Origin of the sequence: Streptomyces sp. NBC_00224 (assembly GCF_041435195.1) — a bacterium.
GTDB lineage: Bacteria > Actinomycetota > Actinomycetes > Streptomycetales > Streptomycetaceae > Streptomyces.
Window position 1 is genome coordinate 651,298 of record NZ_CP108106.1, and the last position, 16,688, is coordinate 667,985.

Below are 16,688 nucleotides of genomic sequence, written 5' to 3' on the forward strand. Positions count from 1 at the left end.
GGCAGAGTTCACCGGATTTCATCAGAGGAGGGGTCGTCGTGACCGCCGAGGGACCAGAGATTTCAGGGCAGAGCGCGGTCGCGACCGGCAGCCGCTTACCCAGGGCCGACGCGCCGCTGATACCGAAAGCCCCGCCGGACGTCCCGCCCTGGGTGAGCATCGCGCTCGTCGGGGCGGCGGTGGCCGGTGTGCCCGCGACGGCCTCGGTGTCCGAAAGCCGCGGCACTCATTTCCGGTGGGTGCAGGCCGACTTGACCTGGGAGCCGGAGCCGGCCGTCACGTACACCCAGACGTGGATCACCGTCGACGGCATCGTGGTGATCAGGGACCCCCAGGGCGGGGGCGGAAACTACTCGGTGACCTTCGCGCGGCCCGGTGACCACACCATCATGGCGACCGGGGTGACCGACCAGGGCGAGCACATAGACTCCGCGGTCAGGCCCGTGCGGGTGGCCGCGGCCGCTCCCCCGGCCTTCACCCTCACCTCGCCCGCCAACGGCACCGTCGTCAATCTCGACGAGGGCGGCGGACAGGTCACCGTCCAGCTGACCACGTCGAGCGACCAGTACTTCCCGCTCACGGTGAGCATCACCCGGGACAACCAGACCACAAGTGAACAGTTCACGGGCACCACGTATACGAGGACGATCGTCCTCGCACCCATGCCACTGGGAGCCAGGTCCCTCTCCGTCACCTGCGCCGACCCCGACGGCCAGGCGACGACCCAGACCCGCTCCCTGACCGGCCGTGACATCGCGCCGCCCCATGTGCGCGTCAGCACGCCGCAGCCCGGCGCCGCCCTCATCGGCGACGCCAACGGAGCGGTGGCCGTGCCCGTGCAGGGCACTACCGAAGACGTGCAGAGCAGCATGTCGGGCGGCAGCGCCACCGTGGCCTGGGCGCTCGCGCCCGGAGGTCCCTGGACCACGGTCCGCCCCTCGACCGGCACCGACTTCCGCAACTGGAGCGCCGACATACCGCTCGCTGGCTTCGGCGCGCACACCATCCATGTACGGGCCACCGACCAGGCGGGCAACACGGCCCCGCTGCTCGCCGTCCCGGTCGTCGTGATCAGCTCGTACGTCCCCGCCACGCTGACCGAGCGCCTCGGTGAACGGCAGTATCTGACGGCCCTGTTGTCGTTCGCGCAGGAGCAGGTCACCGTGCCCGGCACACCGTCGGCCCCGCTCGACACCCGCGCCCTGGTCACCGCGCTCGGACAGCCACTCGACCGGCTCAGCCAGCCCCTGTCCGCGGCCGCCGACCGCGGTGGACAGGCGGTCAACCAGCTGCGGGTACCCGTCGAGCTGCTGCGCGCCCGGATCGCCTCGACCCGCACCCCCACGGCCCCGGGCGCCGCGGCCGAAACCCACTACCGCGATACGGCCTACGCCGATCTGCTCGCCTCCTTCGGCACGTCGTACGCGGAATTGAGGCTGGCCAGAAGCGCCACCCCGGCGGCCCGCCGCGCCCTCGCCGACCGCCTGGGCATCCGCCTGTCGGCGACCAAACCCGACGAGCTCGACCGGCTCGTCCTGGACGGCGCGGCCCTGACCGAAGCGGCTGTGGAAACCCTCTTCGGCCTTCAGTCCAGCACGGCCGCCGACCCGCTCAGGGCGCCCGCGACCCCGCTGATCCTCACCTGGCAGCTCGCGGGCCTCGCCCTGGCCTGGGCCGAGCAGGACCAGCACCCCAATGCGCCACGGGCGTTCACGGTGCTCGCCGACCCCGATGTCATCGGTGCGCCCGATGTGATTCCCGGTCCCAAGGGCGACCCGATCCGCACGCTCCTCGCTCAGCGCGCCCACCATCTCTCCGACTACGCGCAGCTGCTCAACAGCCTGCGCAACGCCGAGCTCGACGCTGCCAAGGGGCTCGCCAGCATGCAGGCACGAGCCCTTCCCGGCGTCGACCTCGCCGCCCTGGAGGCCAAGGACACCAGCGGCGCCGACATCAGCGCGGCGCTCACCGCGGCGGGCTTGACCCGCGGCGGCTTCCGGTATCTGCGCGACCTCGGCCGGCTCGCGGCAGCCGGGACCCTCACCCTGGCGGAGTGGACCGACGCCATCGCCATCCTCACCGGCGCCCACCGGCGCCAGCTCTATCCCACGTGGCGGACGCAGGAGACCGCGTTCGTGCTCTCCCCGGACTACTTCGTCCTGTCCGGTGACCCCGGCCCGCAGGTCAACGCCTACCGGGCGGACCCACGGGCGCGCGGCGACTGGCAGTCCGTGCTGCGCGGCCGTATCGCCGAACGCCAGAATCTGCTCGACGCCGCAGCGCGGGCCGTCTCGGCCGCCGAACAGGTGGCGCTGCCACTCATGCGCGATGCCCTGCTCACCGACCTCGCCGCGCCCACCGGGGCCGAACTCACCACCACCGGCGAGGAGATGTCGGCCCTCTTCCTGGTCGATGTGCTCGCGGGCGGCACCCTGAGCACCACGCGCCTGGGGCAGGCCATCGAGAGCGTTCAGTCGCTGCTGTCCGCGAAGCGCTCCGGCGAACTGCCGCCGGGCCACCCGGCGGCGCCCTGGACCCTGAACGACTTCGACGGGTTCACCGCCGCCTGGGTGTGGATGGGCGAGCTCGGTAGCTGGCAGGCGGCCACCACGGCCTTCCTGTTCCCGGAGCGCAACCTCGACCCGACGCTGCTCGTGCCGGGCGCCAAACCGCCGCAGCCCTTCGACACGTTCTACGAGAACATCCGCGGCTCGGGCCCGTTCAGCGCGGCCGACACCAACCGGTACGCGGCGGCGTATCTGGCCCAGATGGGCCTGAGCTTCACCTATCTCGACCCGAACAGGTCGGCGGAGCACCAGAAGACACTGCGGGACCTGTCGGCCCGGCAGAGCGAGACCAACGCCCGGGAGATCTTCTGGGCCGTGCCGCTGCTGCTCGCCGGGCGCCTTCAGTCGGTCGGTGACTTCCAGTCCGCGCTCGACTGGTACTGGCTCGTCCTTCCGTACGACGTCGGCGCCCCGATCTCCGTTTACCACCGCATCAACACCGAGACCCCGGCCCGTCCCGACCTGCGCTTCCCGCCCCGGTGGACGACGGCCCTCGCGCCGTTCACGCTCGCCGCGACCCGGCCGACCCCGTACAGCCGCGCGACGCTGCTCGCCGTGATCCGCTGCCATCTCGACTACGCCGACGCCGAGTTCACCCGCGAGACAGACGAGTCGGTGGCCCATGCCCGCGCCCTCTATGTCACGGCCAGGCGGCTCCTCGGCGCCGCTCAGCTCAAGCCCTTGGAGCCGACCAACCTGGGCGAACCCGCCCTGGCAATCCCGGAGGTGGAGTCCCTGCGGACCCGTGCGCAGGTGCAGCTCGCCAAGTTGCGGCAGGGCCGCAACATCGCCGGAATGCCCCGCCCCCAGGGCGCCCCCACCACTCTCACGATCAGCCAGCCCACCCCCTTCCGCTTCAAGGTGTTGCTCGAACGGGCCCGTCAACTGACAGCGCAGGCAGCCCAGTTGGAGTCCGGCTACCTCACCGCCCTGGAGAAGTACGACGAGAAGAACCTGCGCCTGTTCGATGCCCTCAAGGGCATCGACCTGAGCGCGGCCCAGGCCACCTTGGCGACCAGCCGGGTCAAGGAGGCCAAGGACGCGGTGGCCGCTGCCATGGCGCAGCAGAACAAGGCGAAGGTCATGGCAGAGACCTATACGGCCGCGATCGACGCGCCGCCGAACAAGTACGAGACGGACCTCCTCGATCAGTACGACAAGCAGTGGAAGATCAAAGACGGAATCGTCACGATGGACACGGCGATCGGCATCGCGCAGGCCGCGTCCAACTCGGCGAGCCTCTCCGACATCTTCTTCAGCGGAGGGTCCAAGGTGGCCCTGGCGCTCGCCATCTCCGCCGCCCATGTCATCAAGGGCGGCCTGCAGGCCTGGGAGAACGACCTTGAGGCGCAGATGCAGGCCAACCAGCTCAAGTCCGGCGTGGAGCAGCGCAGGGAAGAGTGGCGCCGGCAGCTGGTCTCCGCCGAGCAGGAATCGCAGATCGCCGCGGTCCAGGTGACCACCGCCCGGGACCATGTGGCCATCGCCACCCAGGAAGAAGCCATCGCCACGCTCCAGCACGACCAGGCGGTGGCGACCCTCAAGTTCCTGGGCGGCCAGTTCACCAACGCCGATCTGTATCTGTGGCTGAGCACCACACTGGGCTCGGTCTACCGCTACTTCCTCCAGCAGGCGACCGCGACGGCCCGCTTGGCGCAGGCCCAACTCGCTTTCGAGCGTGCCGAGCCCGCCCCGTCCCTGATCCGCAACGACTACTGGCAGTCCCCCGCGGAGGCCACCGGTCCGAGCCGCCGCGGCCTCGCGGGCGCGGAGCAGCTCGCCGAGGACCTGACCCGCCTCGACCAGCACGCCTTCAACTCCGAGCGGCGCCGCCTGAACCTCTCCCAGACGTTCTCCCTGGCCCGTCTGATGCCGGTGGAGTTCCTGGGCTTCCGCGAGACCGGAACCCTGCCGTTCGCGACGCCCATGTCCCTGTTCGACGCCGACTTCCCGGGCCACTACCTCCGGATGATCCGGCAGGTGCGCACCAGCGTCGTCGCCCTTGTGCCACCGGACCGCGGCATCCGCGCCAGCCTCTACTCCAACGGCATCTCCCGGGTGACCACCGGGCAGGACGGCGTCTTCCGTGACATCACGGTGCGGCACGATCCGGGCGTGGTCGCCCTGACGTCGCCGGTCGGCGCCAGCGGCGTATTCGAACTCGATGCGCAGTCGGATCTCCTACTGCCCTTCGAGTCGAGCGGGGTCGACACCACCTGGGAGCTCCGACTCCCGCCCGCGGCCAACCCGTTCGACTTCTCCACCATCGTCGACGTCCTGGTCACCATCGACTACACGGCGCTGTACGACGACGCGTACCGCGACCAGGTGACCGCCCGCCTCAACGCCGACCGGCGGCGCGGCTCCGATGTGGTGTTCAGCCTCGCCCGGGACTTCCCCGACGAGTGGTACGACCTCAACAACCCCCTCGACCCGCGCAACCGCGGCGTCACGCTCACCCTGCGCGACGTCGACTTCCCGCTGAAGATCGAGGACCTCACTACCGCCTCGCTCGCCATACGCCTCTCGGGCACCGAAGCGGTACCACCGACCGTGGTGTCGTTGCGCCGGGGTGCGGCCGGGGGCGAGGCCACCACCGACGACGGCATCGCAGCCACCCGCCGTGGCAACGCCGCCAGTTGGCGACCGCTGCTCGGCTCCGCTCCCACCGGGGACTGGCACCTCGACTTCGGCCCCGACGCCACACCGCTGTTCGAGGCGGGCGCGCTCGGCGACGTCCTGCTCGTAGTCGGCTGGACCGGTCAGGGGCCCGCCTGGACGTAGCCGACTCCGCTATGGTCCGCGGCAGGACGTCCAGCCCCATTCCCGGTCGCCACTTGGGCACGGTCAGCACCACCATCACCGCCGCTCCGCCCCCGCGTACGGCGACAATGGCCTCGTCGAACGCCGTCTCGGCCGCCGGTTTCAGCGTCCTCCGAGCTCAACGCTTTCCCTCCAGAGGAACCACACCCTGCTTTTTTCGCAGTCAGACGCGAATCAGCCCTCGGCGGCAAAGATAGCGCGGATGGCTGAGCGCGAGCCGTGCCACCGGGTCGTTATCCGACGGCGGCGAAGTCCGGCCCGCCCGCCCGCGACCCTGGACCCCGGAAATCTTGAGGAACCTGCCGATGCAGGCCACACAGGAATCGTGTGGCCTGCATCGGTCAGCCGGACAGGAGAGAATTCATCCCGACAGGGAATTCAGTTCTACGCAGGAAAGAGATTGGCCCCGCAAAGGACGCGAGTCGGCACGGCCTACCCGGGACGCTACCGCCCTCCCGTTAAAGGATTTCGATGTCCTTGACCCGCGGGGGACGGTGCGGGAAGGTGATGTCCGTCCACCGGTTAATGCGGACCGAGTCGCCGTTTACGTCGTAGTAGATGAGATCGTTGTTGCCCGTCGAGATGCGGTCGACCCACCAGCTACCGAAGGACTTCCGGCCCTTGTTGGCGTAGCAGTCCACGCTGGAGCGGTTGTCCAGGTGCGACCAGATCTTCAGGAAGTTCTCCCCGCCACGGCACTCGACCTTGTCGATAGCGAACGCGTTGCCCGTGGGCATGGCAACCGTGACCGCCGTGGTGGCTGCTAACGCCACGATCACGGAACGGGCAACTCTCTTCGTCTTTGAGATCACAAGTTCTCCTTCATTCGATGCTCGAACGGGGAGGCCACGTCACGGCCGCGCATATGAAGGCTTGCCAAAAATACCTCTGCTTGCCTCCGTGCAACCCTTCCGTAGTCTCATCTCTCGGACTTGCCTTACGAATATCACGCAAGGCAGCTGCACATGGCAATCATCCACAGCCTTCTGGGCCGGAATACTCCCCCAAATGTCTTGATCGAGACTGCACGGGTTGTCCCGTGTCAATCTCAGGTATCCGTCGCCCTTTCGTTTGGGAGACCGTCGACGCTCTCTTGAATATCCAGGTCCATTACGTCGTCCAGCAAGGAGTCGGGCCTACCGTCCCCTCCCCCTGCTTCGCGTACTTCGGACCGGATTCCTGATCCCGTACGGTGCCCAACCTCTGTCTCTTCCCCCCTCGGCCAGGGGGGCGCTGTACATGCGAGCCACCCGGGTGGAGTGGGTGCGCGGTCACCACAGCGGCGAGCGGCCGGTTCGCGGAGGTGCCGGGCTCCCGCCGCGCCACTGGGCGGGACCATCTGTGCCACTGCTGCCACTGCAGCTCTTGGCCATCGGTGCGCTGCACCGGGCTCGATACGCAACGCGGTCACGCGGCCCTGTCCCGCTCGTCCTTCGCATGCAAAACACATCCCCTCGCTACGCCCCCTACTCCTTGTACAGACCATGCACCTCGCTGACAAAGGGCTGAACGGGCAGACCTGCAGGCACAATTGCCGCCCGGCAGCGCAATCACAGGCCCGCCGCCGGTACATCAGCTTCCACCGACCGGTGCAACACACGCGGGCCACCCAGCTGCTCCAGGTCGGCGCGGGCCGTTGACACCGCCCAGGTCAGCCGCCGGCCGTGTCCGCGGGTTCCGGAAACCGGACGCTGTGCGAATGCGTCCTGAGGCTCGATAGGCTCGGTCGCTGTACTGCACGGACACGGGGAGAGGGCATGAGCCAGGCGCTCTATACGGAACGGTCGTGGAATCCGCTGGCGCGGACCGTTGAGCTGACGGAGGAAGACCTTCATCGCGGCGGAAAGGTCACGCCGCTGAGCGAGCTGAACCTGCCGGCCATGGCCGAGGCGTTCCAGCGCGGCCACTGGCTCGGCGGAGGCGGCACGGAACGTCCGCTGGACCGGCTGGTCGCAGGCAGTGGCGTCATCCCGGTCACTCGCATCACCGGCACCACCACTCCCGTGAAAGTACGCCAGGCAGCCGAATTCGCCCAGAAGCTGGGAGAACTGGCGGTACGGCACTGTGGCGGGTCCGCGCAGCTCAACGCCCTGGCCGAGCGGGCGCGGGCGGAGGACGTGCCGCTGTGGATGGCCCGACGGTACGCCCACGGACCCGTCGGCCAGATAGGCGTGGCGGTGGACCGCCGACTGGTACGCGTGGACGTGTGGGGGCCGGGCGCTCCACCCGTACGGATACGGGCGCCGCACGGCTTCCTGAGCAGCACCGCTGACCAGGCGCAGGGGCTTCGGATGACCGTCGGGGACGTACCGGCCGGCCTCGTCCTGAAGAAGAAGCTGCGCAAGTCCAAGAGTTACGCACGGGCGCAGCTGCCCCAGGGCGTCTGGGAGCTGCGACGGGCGGACCACACGAGCTCCTGGTTGCTGCGCAACGAGCAGCGGGTCGCCCTGATACAGCGACCGCCGCGCCGCCCCGACCTCGACCCCGAAACGGTGCTGCTGCCCCTGGCGCCCGTGCACTACGAGAGCCCGGACCCGCTGGACGCTGTCATGGCCCAGGCCTTCGCGGTCGCCTTTGGCCTGGGCGACACCACGGGCACGGCCCGCTTCCGGCTCCAGCGTCCGCACACCACCACCGGCGAGCCGGTCGCCACCGACGACTCCTGGGACCGCCCCTGGTTCAGCAACCTGGGCAGCGGCGGCGACGACAACGAACCGGGCGGCTCGGACGGCTGGGGCTCCGACGGCGGAGACGGGGGCGGCGGCGATGGAGGCGGCGGAGACAGCGGCGGTGGAGACGGCGGTGGCGGGGACTAGAGGCAGAAGCGCGGTCGTTCAGGGCGCGGCTGACGGGACTTCGGACAGTGTGGCCGGCGACCGCCGGGAGGCCACGCCGTGCCGGCTACGTGGACCGTGCGGAGCGGGTCAGGATGTGGGGTGGCCTCAGATGCCTGCGACCTGCCAGTTCGCCGAGCTGCCGCGGCGACGCCTGCGTCCAGGGCAAGTCGGTGATCGCGTAGATCGTCTTACGGGTGAGTCGGCCGGTTCTGGCGTTCGCGCCAAAGCGCATGATCCGGGCGGCCTGGACCGCGCCAGGAAAGTCCAGCTCCAGATTGAAGCTCCGTTGCAGGCAGACGACTTGGGAAGGTCATCTGCATCAACGGGGCTTCGATGCGTCCGGCGCGGCCACCCCGCCCTGCGACGCTACGAGATCACGCGACTCCGCAGCGGCCCTGTGCCGGGACCTGCCATGCTGAGCAGGTTCGACTCGATCCTCATACCTTGGAGGCTTGATGCGTGCTGGCGTCGTTGTCGCCGCGCAGCCCGGTGTGGAAGATCTCGCCGTGCGGGCCGAGGAGTTGGGCTTGCACAGCTTCTGGGTCACCGACACCCCGATGGTCCATGGTGATCCCTTCGTCGCCTTGAGCCTGTGTGCGAAGGCCACCAGCCGTATCAGGCTCGGCATTGGCGTGACCTCACCGGCGCTGCGCTCGGCCCCGGCCGCCGCGAGCGGGCTCGCCAGCCTCAACGCCCTGGCACCGGGCCGGATCATCTGCGGCGTCGGCACCGGAAACACCGCCCGGCGCACCCTGGGCATGCGGCCGACCACGGCGGCCAGGATGGAGAACTTCACCGCCGCACTGCAGGACCTGTGCGCCGGACGCTCGACCGAGTACCGCGAAGGTGACCGGGTCCGCGACATCCGGTTCCTGCACTCCGGGGCGCACGTGAACACCGCCGACCCGATCGAGTTCGTCGTGGCCGCGCTGCTCGGACCGAAGGCCGCCGCCGTCGCCGGCCGCCGCGGCACCGGCCTCATCTCCGTCGGCCTGCTGGACCCCACCGCCTGGCACGCGCTGCACGACACCCGCCGCCACGCCGCCCAGGACACACCCCACGACCCCGACTCCCACACGGACTCCTACGTGGTCACCTCGCTCCACATCCTCGACCAGGACGAGGACCCCCACGGCGACGCGGCCCGGGACGCGACCGGCCAACTCGTCCTGTCGCTGCTGGCCTTCGCCGCCGACACAGCCGCCGACACACCCGCCTTCGCCGATCAACTCGGCCCCGAGGGACGCGAGGCGGTGCGGCGACTCCTCGACCGGCGCGGCACCACCGCCACCGCGCCGGACCGGCACACCAAGCTCTACCCCAACTACCTCGGGCGCATCGCACCGCAGGACCGGGACCTGGTTCTGCCCTCGCTGATGAACACCCTGGCCCTGATCGGCACCCGCGACGACCTCCTCGCGCGCATCACCACCCTGGAACAGGCCGGCATCGACGAACTCCTCATCCAGCCGGTGATCGACCCACCCACCGAGATGGCCCAGCTCGCGAAACTCCTCACCTGAGCAGACCCGCCCGCCGCACGTCCATGACCTGCACACCTCCAGGATCACCAAGACTTTGCCATCGCCCTGCCCGCCGCGGCCTGCAACTCTTCGTACTCGGCGTGGACTTCTGCGGGGGGTTCGGCAGCCAAGTCCGGAGTGGAGGCGTTGACCTGGGGCTTCTTGGCTGCGGCTGACCAACTATCCGCCGTGGTCGCACCCTGTGACGTCGACCGTTGTCCTGTCGCATCAAGGCTGAGCGATCTCATCGGACTTTGAGCCGCATCGGTTTCCGGCCGAAGCGAAGCTTGTGGTGGCCGAGTTCCTCATATCGCGGTTGGTGGTCGGGCCCGTACCTTGCGTCATGTGCGCTGATCAGTGACGGTTCTGCCCCCGTCCTGGCGGCGCCGTCATCCTTGAAGGGGAGCAGCATGGCAACAGGCACGGTGAAGTGGTTCAACGCCGAAAAGGGATTCGGCTTCATATCCCAGGACGACGGGCCGGACGTGTTCGTCCACTTCTCCGCGATCCAGTCGGAGGGCTACCGCTCGCTGGAGGAGAACCAGAAGGTGGAGTTCGACGTCGGGGCGGGCCCCAAGGGCCCCCAGGCCGACAACGTCCGCGTCGTCTGACGAATCCGATGCTTGGCGCCCCGCACCACCAGTGCGGGGCGCCAGGCGTTTCCGCACTACGGCACGCAAGGGTCAGCGAGACTGCTCAACCTTCCCTACGTCTTCCACGGGACCGGGCGACAGGACAACCGTTGGGTCGTTCTGACCAGGCTCGGCCACCGCGCCCACGGTTGACCGGGTTGCGAGCACGAGTACCACGGTTGACGTCGCCGCAGCCGCTGACGCCCGCGATGCACTCCTGCTGGCCAGCGGCCGGGAAGCACGGCATGTCGCAGAGAAGTCTGCGGGGCAGGCGTCCTCAGCGCTGGAACAGCTCGCCCGCGCGTACGCCCTGGTGGTGTCCGGCGACGTGCTGGGCCCCTCCGTTTCGGGCTCCGGCGCCGATCCGGTCCCGGTGCAGATACAGAGCCGTGCCGAGTGGGGCGTCGAATGACCGCCGAGAGGGTCATCCACCAGTAGCTCGGCCAACGGCCTCCACGGCCGGAATCGGCAGGTGACCCGCATCGGGCGAGGGCCGTGTCCCAGATCGACGACTTCCCCGATAAAGCCGAACGCGCCATATTCCCCTCGCCATGTACGCCGGATCTGTCGGGAAAGCCACTTACAGGTGTATCGCCCGTAACGCTTGAATCAGCACCCCAAGGCAGCAGACCGAGGGCGCCGGCCGGCGTCTCCTCGGAGGCCAGGAACGAGGGGCAATGCCATGAGCATGATCCAGAGCGGCAAGCTGGTCCTGAGCTCGGACAATCCCACGGAGAAGGTCGCCGCCCGAACCAACACCTTCACGCGGGTCGACTTCCCGACCCCCTTCCCGCCGGGCTCCGACATCATCGTGCAGACCACGGTGCAGACCTTCAACGGCCCGGAAACCCCTGGCATCCGGCTGCACGACGTGAGCAACACCGGGTTCCTCATCCGTCTCAATGAGATCTTCGGCGGAGGCGTCAGCAGCGACGGCAAGCACACCGCCGAGACCATCGGCTGGACCGCGTACACCGTCTGAACCAACGCGCGGACACCACGTATCAGAGGGCTCCGGTGGACACGCCGCCGGAGCCCTCCACTGTTCCCCGGCGGGTAGGCGGCGGGCGGGGCAGCCGCCCGCCCCGGGGCTGCGCCCTCAGCACGCCGGCTTCCATCTCCACATGGCCCTCGATGCCGCCGCCCAGGCCGCCGGAGCCCCGATCGAGGTCCTGGACGCGATCAACGTGACCCTGCCCTCCGTTGTGGTCGTGCCGCCGTTTCGGTTGGAAGTCGGTCTCAGGCGCCGAAGTAGACCTGGGCGGCCCAGCGCGTCGGGTCGTCGGTGAAACGTTCGCGGAGCAGCCGGGTCGCCCTGTGGGCCGCGTGCGCCGAGTTTTCGACCCCGAGATTCCGGTCCCAGGTGCACAACGCTTCGTAGAACCAGAACGCGAAGCACGCCGCGGCTCCGTCGCCGACGTTCCAGAGCGTTGCGACGACGTGGGGGTAGCCCACCAGTTGGAAGGCTGCGGCCAGGTGCAGTGACTCGTCCAGCTGGGACAGTTTCGCTATGAATGAGGTCCGGCAGGCGGACAGGAAGGCCAGCTGTGCGTCGCGCAGATCGAGCGGCAGTAGGCTGCCAACCGTGAGTGGCTCGGTCTCGTGGTCGGCGAGAAAGAGCCGGCTTTGCACAGGATCCTCCGCGTCGGCGCCGCCGTGACAGGCGAAGTGGGCGATCGTGGAGCGGCGGAGGTGCCGCAGGACGTTCTCCTTCTCCGGCTGTTCGCCCGCCGGATTGCCGGAATCGAGAAGAAGGCGCTGCGGAATCATTCGCGCGATCTCCCGCGCCTCGGCCGCCACGCCGGGCAGATCATCCAGAGGGCCGGGAGTCTGCGGCAACGCGACGATCAGGCCGACGTGCGCGGCGGGACGTCGGCGCCGTTCCCGGGCGTGGCAGAGCGCGGTCACGCTCGGCGTGTAGGACGACACCACGCGATCGAGCACCGACCGGCCACTTGAGGTGTGGTCGCCCGCCGCGTGCAGCGGAAACAGGGCGAGCAAGCCGGTCGGGACCCACCAGACCCGAGGCCACTCCCTCTCGTCGTCCTCGTGCACGGGCCCGAGGCCGAGGGCGTCGAGTACGGGGCCGGTCGCGGCCTCGTACAGCCAGGTGAGCACGTCGCTCATGCCCTGGCCGGGCTCCTGGACGTCCGGCCATCCTGGTTGCGCGCGAAGAAGGATCTTGAATTTCTCGGCCGTGGTCTTCAACGTGAGGCGCGGAAGCTCCAGGGAGCGAATCCCGCGCCTGGTCAGGAGGATGGCGTCGCTGCCGTATGAGCTGATATTGAAAACAGCAACGGGTCCCTCCGCGGCTTGGCGTTTCAGTTCGGCAAGGCTGAGCCGGCGACCGAACTCGCCGAACCCGTCCATGGCACGGACCTCGACCAGCGTCTCGCGGAGCCGCGCGTCGAGTTGTCGGCGGTCCGCGGCTGACACGTTCTCACGGCCGAGTTCGGCACGCAGTTCTTCGAGCGCTGTCGGTCCTTGAGGTCCAACCGGCGTAGTGCGACGGTCTCCAGCAGTTGAACGGCTTCCTCCAGGAAGTCGGCGGCGCGGCCGGGATCGTGTTCGACGGTGAGTCTCGCCGCGGCCCGGGCCGCGCGGATCCGCACCACTGCCATCGCGTCGGCTCGCTTCACGACCTTGGCGAACTCGGCGACTGCCGCGTCCCGATGGGTGGGGTCACCGGTGGTCTTGAACCGTTCCCGCAACGCGGTGGCGTAACCCGACTGGTCCTTCGCCCACTCCGGGACGCCGGGGTCGCGCAGCTCGACCGCGCGCCGATGTGCGTCGATGGACGCCTCCAGGTCGCCCTGGTGCCGGAAGCGCCGTCGCAGTGCTATGCCCAGGTTGTTGAGGTACGTGGCCTGGGCCTCGTCCGGCGCCGCCGGGGACTCCGAGGCCGTCCGGAGCGCAGTGATCGACCGGTCGATGTCGGCCGGGTCGGCGGTCCGCTCGAACCGACGCTGCAGTGCGTTCCCGAGGTTGTTGTTGAAGTCCGCGTGAGACGAGCCCAGGGGGGTGACGGCCACGGCCTCTGTCAGCGCGGCGACTGCGACGTCGAGGTCGAGGTCGCCGGGATCGTCGCTCAGTGAGAACTGCTCCATCCGGTAGACCCCCCGGTTGGCGAGTAGGGTCCCTCGTTCTGGATGGTCGGGCGGCGCCGACCGGACGGCGACGTCATTCGCCCTGATGGCGGATTCCAGGTCCTCCGCCGCACCCAGTGCGTCGTAGCGCATCTTGAGTGTGACGGCGAGATTAGCCTGGTAAGAGACCCGGAGGGGAACTTCGGTGGGTGCCTGCCCAAGGGCCCGCCGGTAACAGTCCTCCGCCCGGTCCAGGTCGGCGACGTCCCCGGTCCGCTCGTATCACTGCCCCAGCCACTGGCCGAGTGTGTCGTACAAGTCCGCGCGCTCCGTGCTCCCGCTGGCGGCGGTCTGGGCCACGACGCCCATGTCCGCGATCGCGCCGTCGAGATCGTGGTCGCGGGCGCAGCGGAATGCCAGCCTTGCCAGCTCTTCAGTCAGCTGCTGCCGAACCTGTTCGTCAAGGTGCTCCCGCCACACCCGGCTCCCGCCGGATGATGGCCAGTGCTGCCTGGAACCGTTCCTCATCGTCGTGCAGCTGTGCGGCGACGGCGAGGAGAGTCGTCAGCAGGCCGAGAACCTGCCGACGCGAGTCCCGCTCGTGCTCAGGAAGGAGGTCGGCCGCTTTGCTCAATGCTTCGATCGCGCCGTCCAGGTCCGTCGAGCGGCGGCGGCGGTATCGAGTCCAGAGCGCGCTTCCGAGGTTGCTCCAAGCCGCCGCGAGATCCTGCCCCACCTTGGGAGATCCGGGGTCGGGATCGGAAGCCACCACGACGCGGAGCAGGTCGATCGCCTCGTCGAGATCCTCGGGGTGATCTCGTCGAAGGAGAGCTGCTCCGAGCTGGGCCCGGACCGCCGTGAGGTCCTGCTGCGGTACGGACGCGAGCGCTACCCGGAAGTGCCTCACCGCCTCTTCGATGTCGACGCGGACGCGTGCACCATTCCGGGCGAAGCGCTCCATCGCGCCCGCGCCCGCGGCCCAGTACCTCAGCCCGGCGTCCGGGTCGTCTGGCGGGGTGGCGTCCGCGACCTGTGAGGCATGGTCGGCATGCTCAGCGAAATCGATGGCATCAGGAATGACGAAGAGGGCGCCATGCCGTTCCCGCAGATCGTTCAGGAATGCCGACAGGGCCGCCCGGTCGCCTCCCTCCGAATCGGGGAGTTCGTTGATCCGAGATGCCCACAGCTTTACCGAGGCGTACAGTTCACGGGCCGCTTCCTGCCACTGCTCGGTCTGAGGCGGAGCCGCCTCAAGTGCCGTCCGGCCATGGTGGATCGCGCTCATCAGATCGGCTGGTACGCCAGTGTGTTTGAAGCGCGTTCGCTTGAGCATGCCCAGATCGCTGAGTAGTGCCGCCCGCTGGCCGTCTCCTGGCTTCGTGAGCGGGACGCCTTCCTCGCAGGTTTCGATCGCCTGGCCCAGGTCCAGCTCGTGTGCCAGGACGAAACGGTGAACCAGCAGGCTCTCCAACTGCAGGAGACCTGGCACCCGGCGTTCGGAATCGGGCGGCAGCGCCGTGAGAGCCGCACGAACCGTGCCGAGCGACTCATCGAGGTGATCGAGGCGGAAGGTGGCCTGATAGCGGGCGTACAGGGCGCTGGCCAGGCCCAGCAGCACATCTCCCCGGTTTGGCGCCTCCCCTGATGTGCGCTCCACGATGCGCTGCCAGCCGTCCACCAGGCCAGGGGTGACTTCTGTCCGGAGTTCCTCCGGCAGGGAATCCCGATCCTGTTGCAGCGCGGTCTGGAGGAGGAACTGTGCCCGATCGAAGTCCGGCTCCCCGCGCTCGAAGCCGAGAACCTGGAAGCGGCGCCAGTGGAACTCTCCGAGGACGGCGATCGCCCGGACCTCGGCCTCGCCACGCTCCGCGAGATCGAGAAGAGCCTGCGCGACCTCCAGCGCGGGTGCGTCAAGGAGTTCGCCGAGCTCGCTGTTCACCCGGTGCCGGTCCAGGACCGCGCGCAGCCGTCCGGCCATCTCCGTCGCTCCCACCCGAACCCCCGGATCGACTGAAGTAGGTCACGCCAAGGAACTTGATCTGCCGTGCGCTGACGACGACGCGGTGCGTGTCCGTGAGGTCCCGCTGTTCGCCGTCCGGAGCCGGCCGGTATTCGAACGGCGGCCCGAGCGCGAGCTCGCGGTCGCCGGTCTCTTCCGGATTCGGGGAGTAGTGATGAACCTGTCCGGCCAGATAGGAGCCGTCGACCAGCTCGCATCCCACCCGGATCCACTCGGTGCCGTTGGCCCGGGCGTTCATGTCGAAAAGAACCCACCAGGCCGAGGACTCCGGGTTGACCGCGGATGTCCGGCGCGGAAGAAGCCGCGCGACGAGCACCGCGAACAGCACCGCGAGGAGCAGCACCGCAGCCGTCCACGTGATGGTCTCGGCGTAGTGCGCGCGAACGTAGGGACCACGGTCACGGACGATCCGACCCACGTCCGGGGTCTGGCCAGGCGCGCTGATCCGTACGCAGGCAAAGAAGACCAGCGCCGCGGCGTTGAACCCGACGCTCGCGAGCACCACGCGCGAGGTCTCCCGGAACGCCGACGAGGTCCGCTCCGGACGGTGCCGGTCCCGGACGGCCGCGTAGGTGAACCCTGGTGCGAGCAGGACGATGAACAGCAGCAGGCTGGTGAACGTCGCCGGCATCGATCAAGAGCTTTCGTCCGTGGTCGAATCGTCGCCTTGGGGCCCCTGAACGTCGTCTGGGACATGGATCGGTTGGGGAATCTCTGCCCCCGGCGCGAACGCCTGCCCGCGAACGTCGTTGTCGTCGAGCAACGTCTCCAAGTCGTCGGGCAGATCACCCATGCGTCTCGTCATCTCCCCCACCGCCCGGGCCATGATCCAGCCTCGCACCAGTATCGCGTCCGATTGGCAGGGAACGCCGCACACGACAAGCCCCTCACAGAAATAGGAGCAGGGTCTGCTGCACGGTCGGGTGACATCCGAACTGGCTTGCCCTGTAGGACGGTTGGGAAGGATGTCGCTGTGCCCAAGCCTTGTCCGGAAGAGTTCCGCCAGGACGTCGTGCGGGTGGCGAGGAACCGCGGCCCGGGCGTGACGGTCGAGCAGGTGACCACCGACTTCGGGGTTCACGCGATGACGCTGTGGAAGTGGATGCGCCGGGCGGACATCGACGACGGGAGCAAGCCCGGAACGACCAGCCAGGAGAGCACAGAACCGCGGGAAGCACGCCATCCTCGCCGAGCTCGCAG

The 16,688-nt window shown here is 68.9% G+C and carries 11 protein-coding genes; 5 read left to right on the top strand and 6 right to left on the bottom strand.

Annotated elements, in window-relative coordinates; translation table 11 throughout:
• Window positions 1-38: 38 nt before the first annotated feature.
• A complete protein-coding gene (locus OG965_RS03110; RefSeq protein ID WP_371648845.1) occupies window positions 39-5,351 on the top strand; it encodes a neuraminidase-like domain-containing protein in 5,313 nt (1,770 codons plus the stop codon).
• Between the two features lie 497 nt (window positions 5,352-5,848).
• Here the strand turns inward: OG965_RS03110 and OG965_RS03115 are convergent, their stop codons facing one another.
• Window positions 5,849-6,202: a beta/gamma crystallin domain-containing protein gene (locus OG965_RS03115; RefSeq protein ID WP_371648847.1), complete on the bottom strand. Its 354-nt coding sequence runs from the start codon at window positions 6,200-6,202 to the stop codon at window positions 5,849-5,851.
• A 945-nt stretch (window positions 6,203-7,147) separates the two neighbouring features.
• On the opposite strand from OG965_RS03115, the gene OG965_RS03120 reads away from it, so the two are divergent.
• The 4 genes from OG965_RS03120 (at window position 7,148) to OG965_RS03135 (ending at window position 11,364) form a co-directional block, all read left to right on the top strand.
• Window positions 7,148-8,206 (top strand): hypothetical protein, encoded by a 1,059-nt coding sequence (locus OG965_RS03120; protein ID WP_371648849.1) that lies wholly within the window; start codon window positions 7,148-7,150, stop codon window positions 8,204-8,206.
• 476 nt (window positions 8,207-8,682) lie between these two features.
• Window positions 8,683-9,750, top strand: coding sequence for an LLM class flavin-dependent oxidoreductase (locus OG965_RS03125; protein WP_371648851.1), 1,068 nt, complete (start codon window positions 8,683-8,685; stop codon window positions 9,748-9,750).
• Window positions 9,751-10,160: 410 nt separating this feature from the next.
• On the top strand, window positions 10,161-10,361 hold the full coding sequence (locus tag OG965_RS03130) for a cold-shock protein (protein WP_371648853.1): 201 nt from the start codon (window positions 10,161-10,163) through the stop codon (window positions 10,359-10,361).
• Between the two features lie 703 nt (window positions 10,362-11,064).
• Window positions 11,065-11,364, top strand: coding sequence for a hypothetical protein (locus tag OG965_RS03135; protein ID WP_371648855.1), 300 nt, complete (start codon window positions 11,065-11,067; stop codon window positions 11,362-11,364).
• A gap of 257 nt (window positions 11,365-11,621) precedes the next feature.
• On the opposite strand, the gene OG965_RS03140 is transcribed toward OG965_RS03135, so the two are convergent.
• From OG965_RS03140 to OG965_RS03160, 5 genes are all read right to left on the bottom strand, one after another.
• On the bottom strand, window positions 11,622-12,752 hold the full coding sequence (locus OG965_RS03140; protein WP_371648857.1) for a CHAT domain-containing protein: 1,131 nt from the start codon (window positions 12,750-12,752) through the stop codon (window positions 11,622-11,624).
• Window positions 12,704-13,621, bottom strand: coding sequence for a hypothetical protein (locus tag OG965_RS03145; protein WP_371648859.1), 918 nt, complete (start codon window positions 13,619-13,621; stop codon window positions 12,704-12,706). The genes OG965_RS03140 and OG965_RS03145 overlap by 49 nt, the downstream gene beginning before the upstream one ends.
• A 307-nt stretch (window positions 13,622-13,928) precedes the next feature.
• Entirely contained in the window at window positions 13,929-15,446 is a 1,518-nt protein-coding gene (locus OG965_RS03150) for a hypothetical protein (protein ID WP_371648861.1), read from the bottom strand.
• The gene (locus tag OG965_RS03155; protein ID WP_371648863.1) at window positions 15,379-16,119 is read right to left on the bottom strand and encodes a DUF6338 family protein; all 741 of its coding nucleotides are present in this window, start codon (window positions 16,117-16,119) and stop codon (window positions 15,379-15,381) included. Before OG965_RS03155 ends, OG965_RS03150 begins: the two co-directional genes overlap by 68 nt.
• Window positions 16,120-16,122: 3 nt before the next feature.
• A complete protein-coding gene (locus OG965_RS03160) occupies window positions 16,123-16,569 on the bottom strand; it encodes a hypothetical protein (protein ID WP_371648865.1) in 447 nt (148 codons plus the stop codon).
• Window positions 16,570-16,688 lie beyond the last annotated feature (119 nt).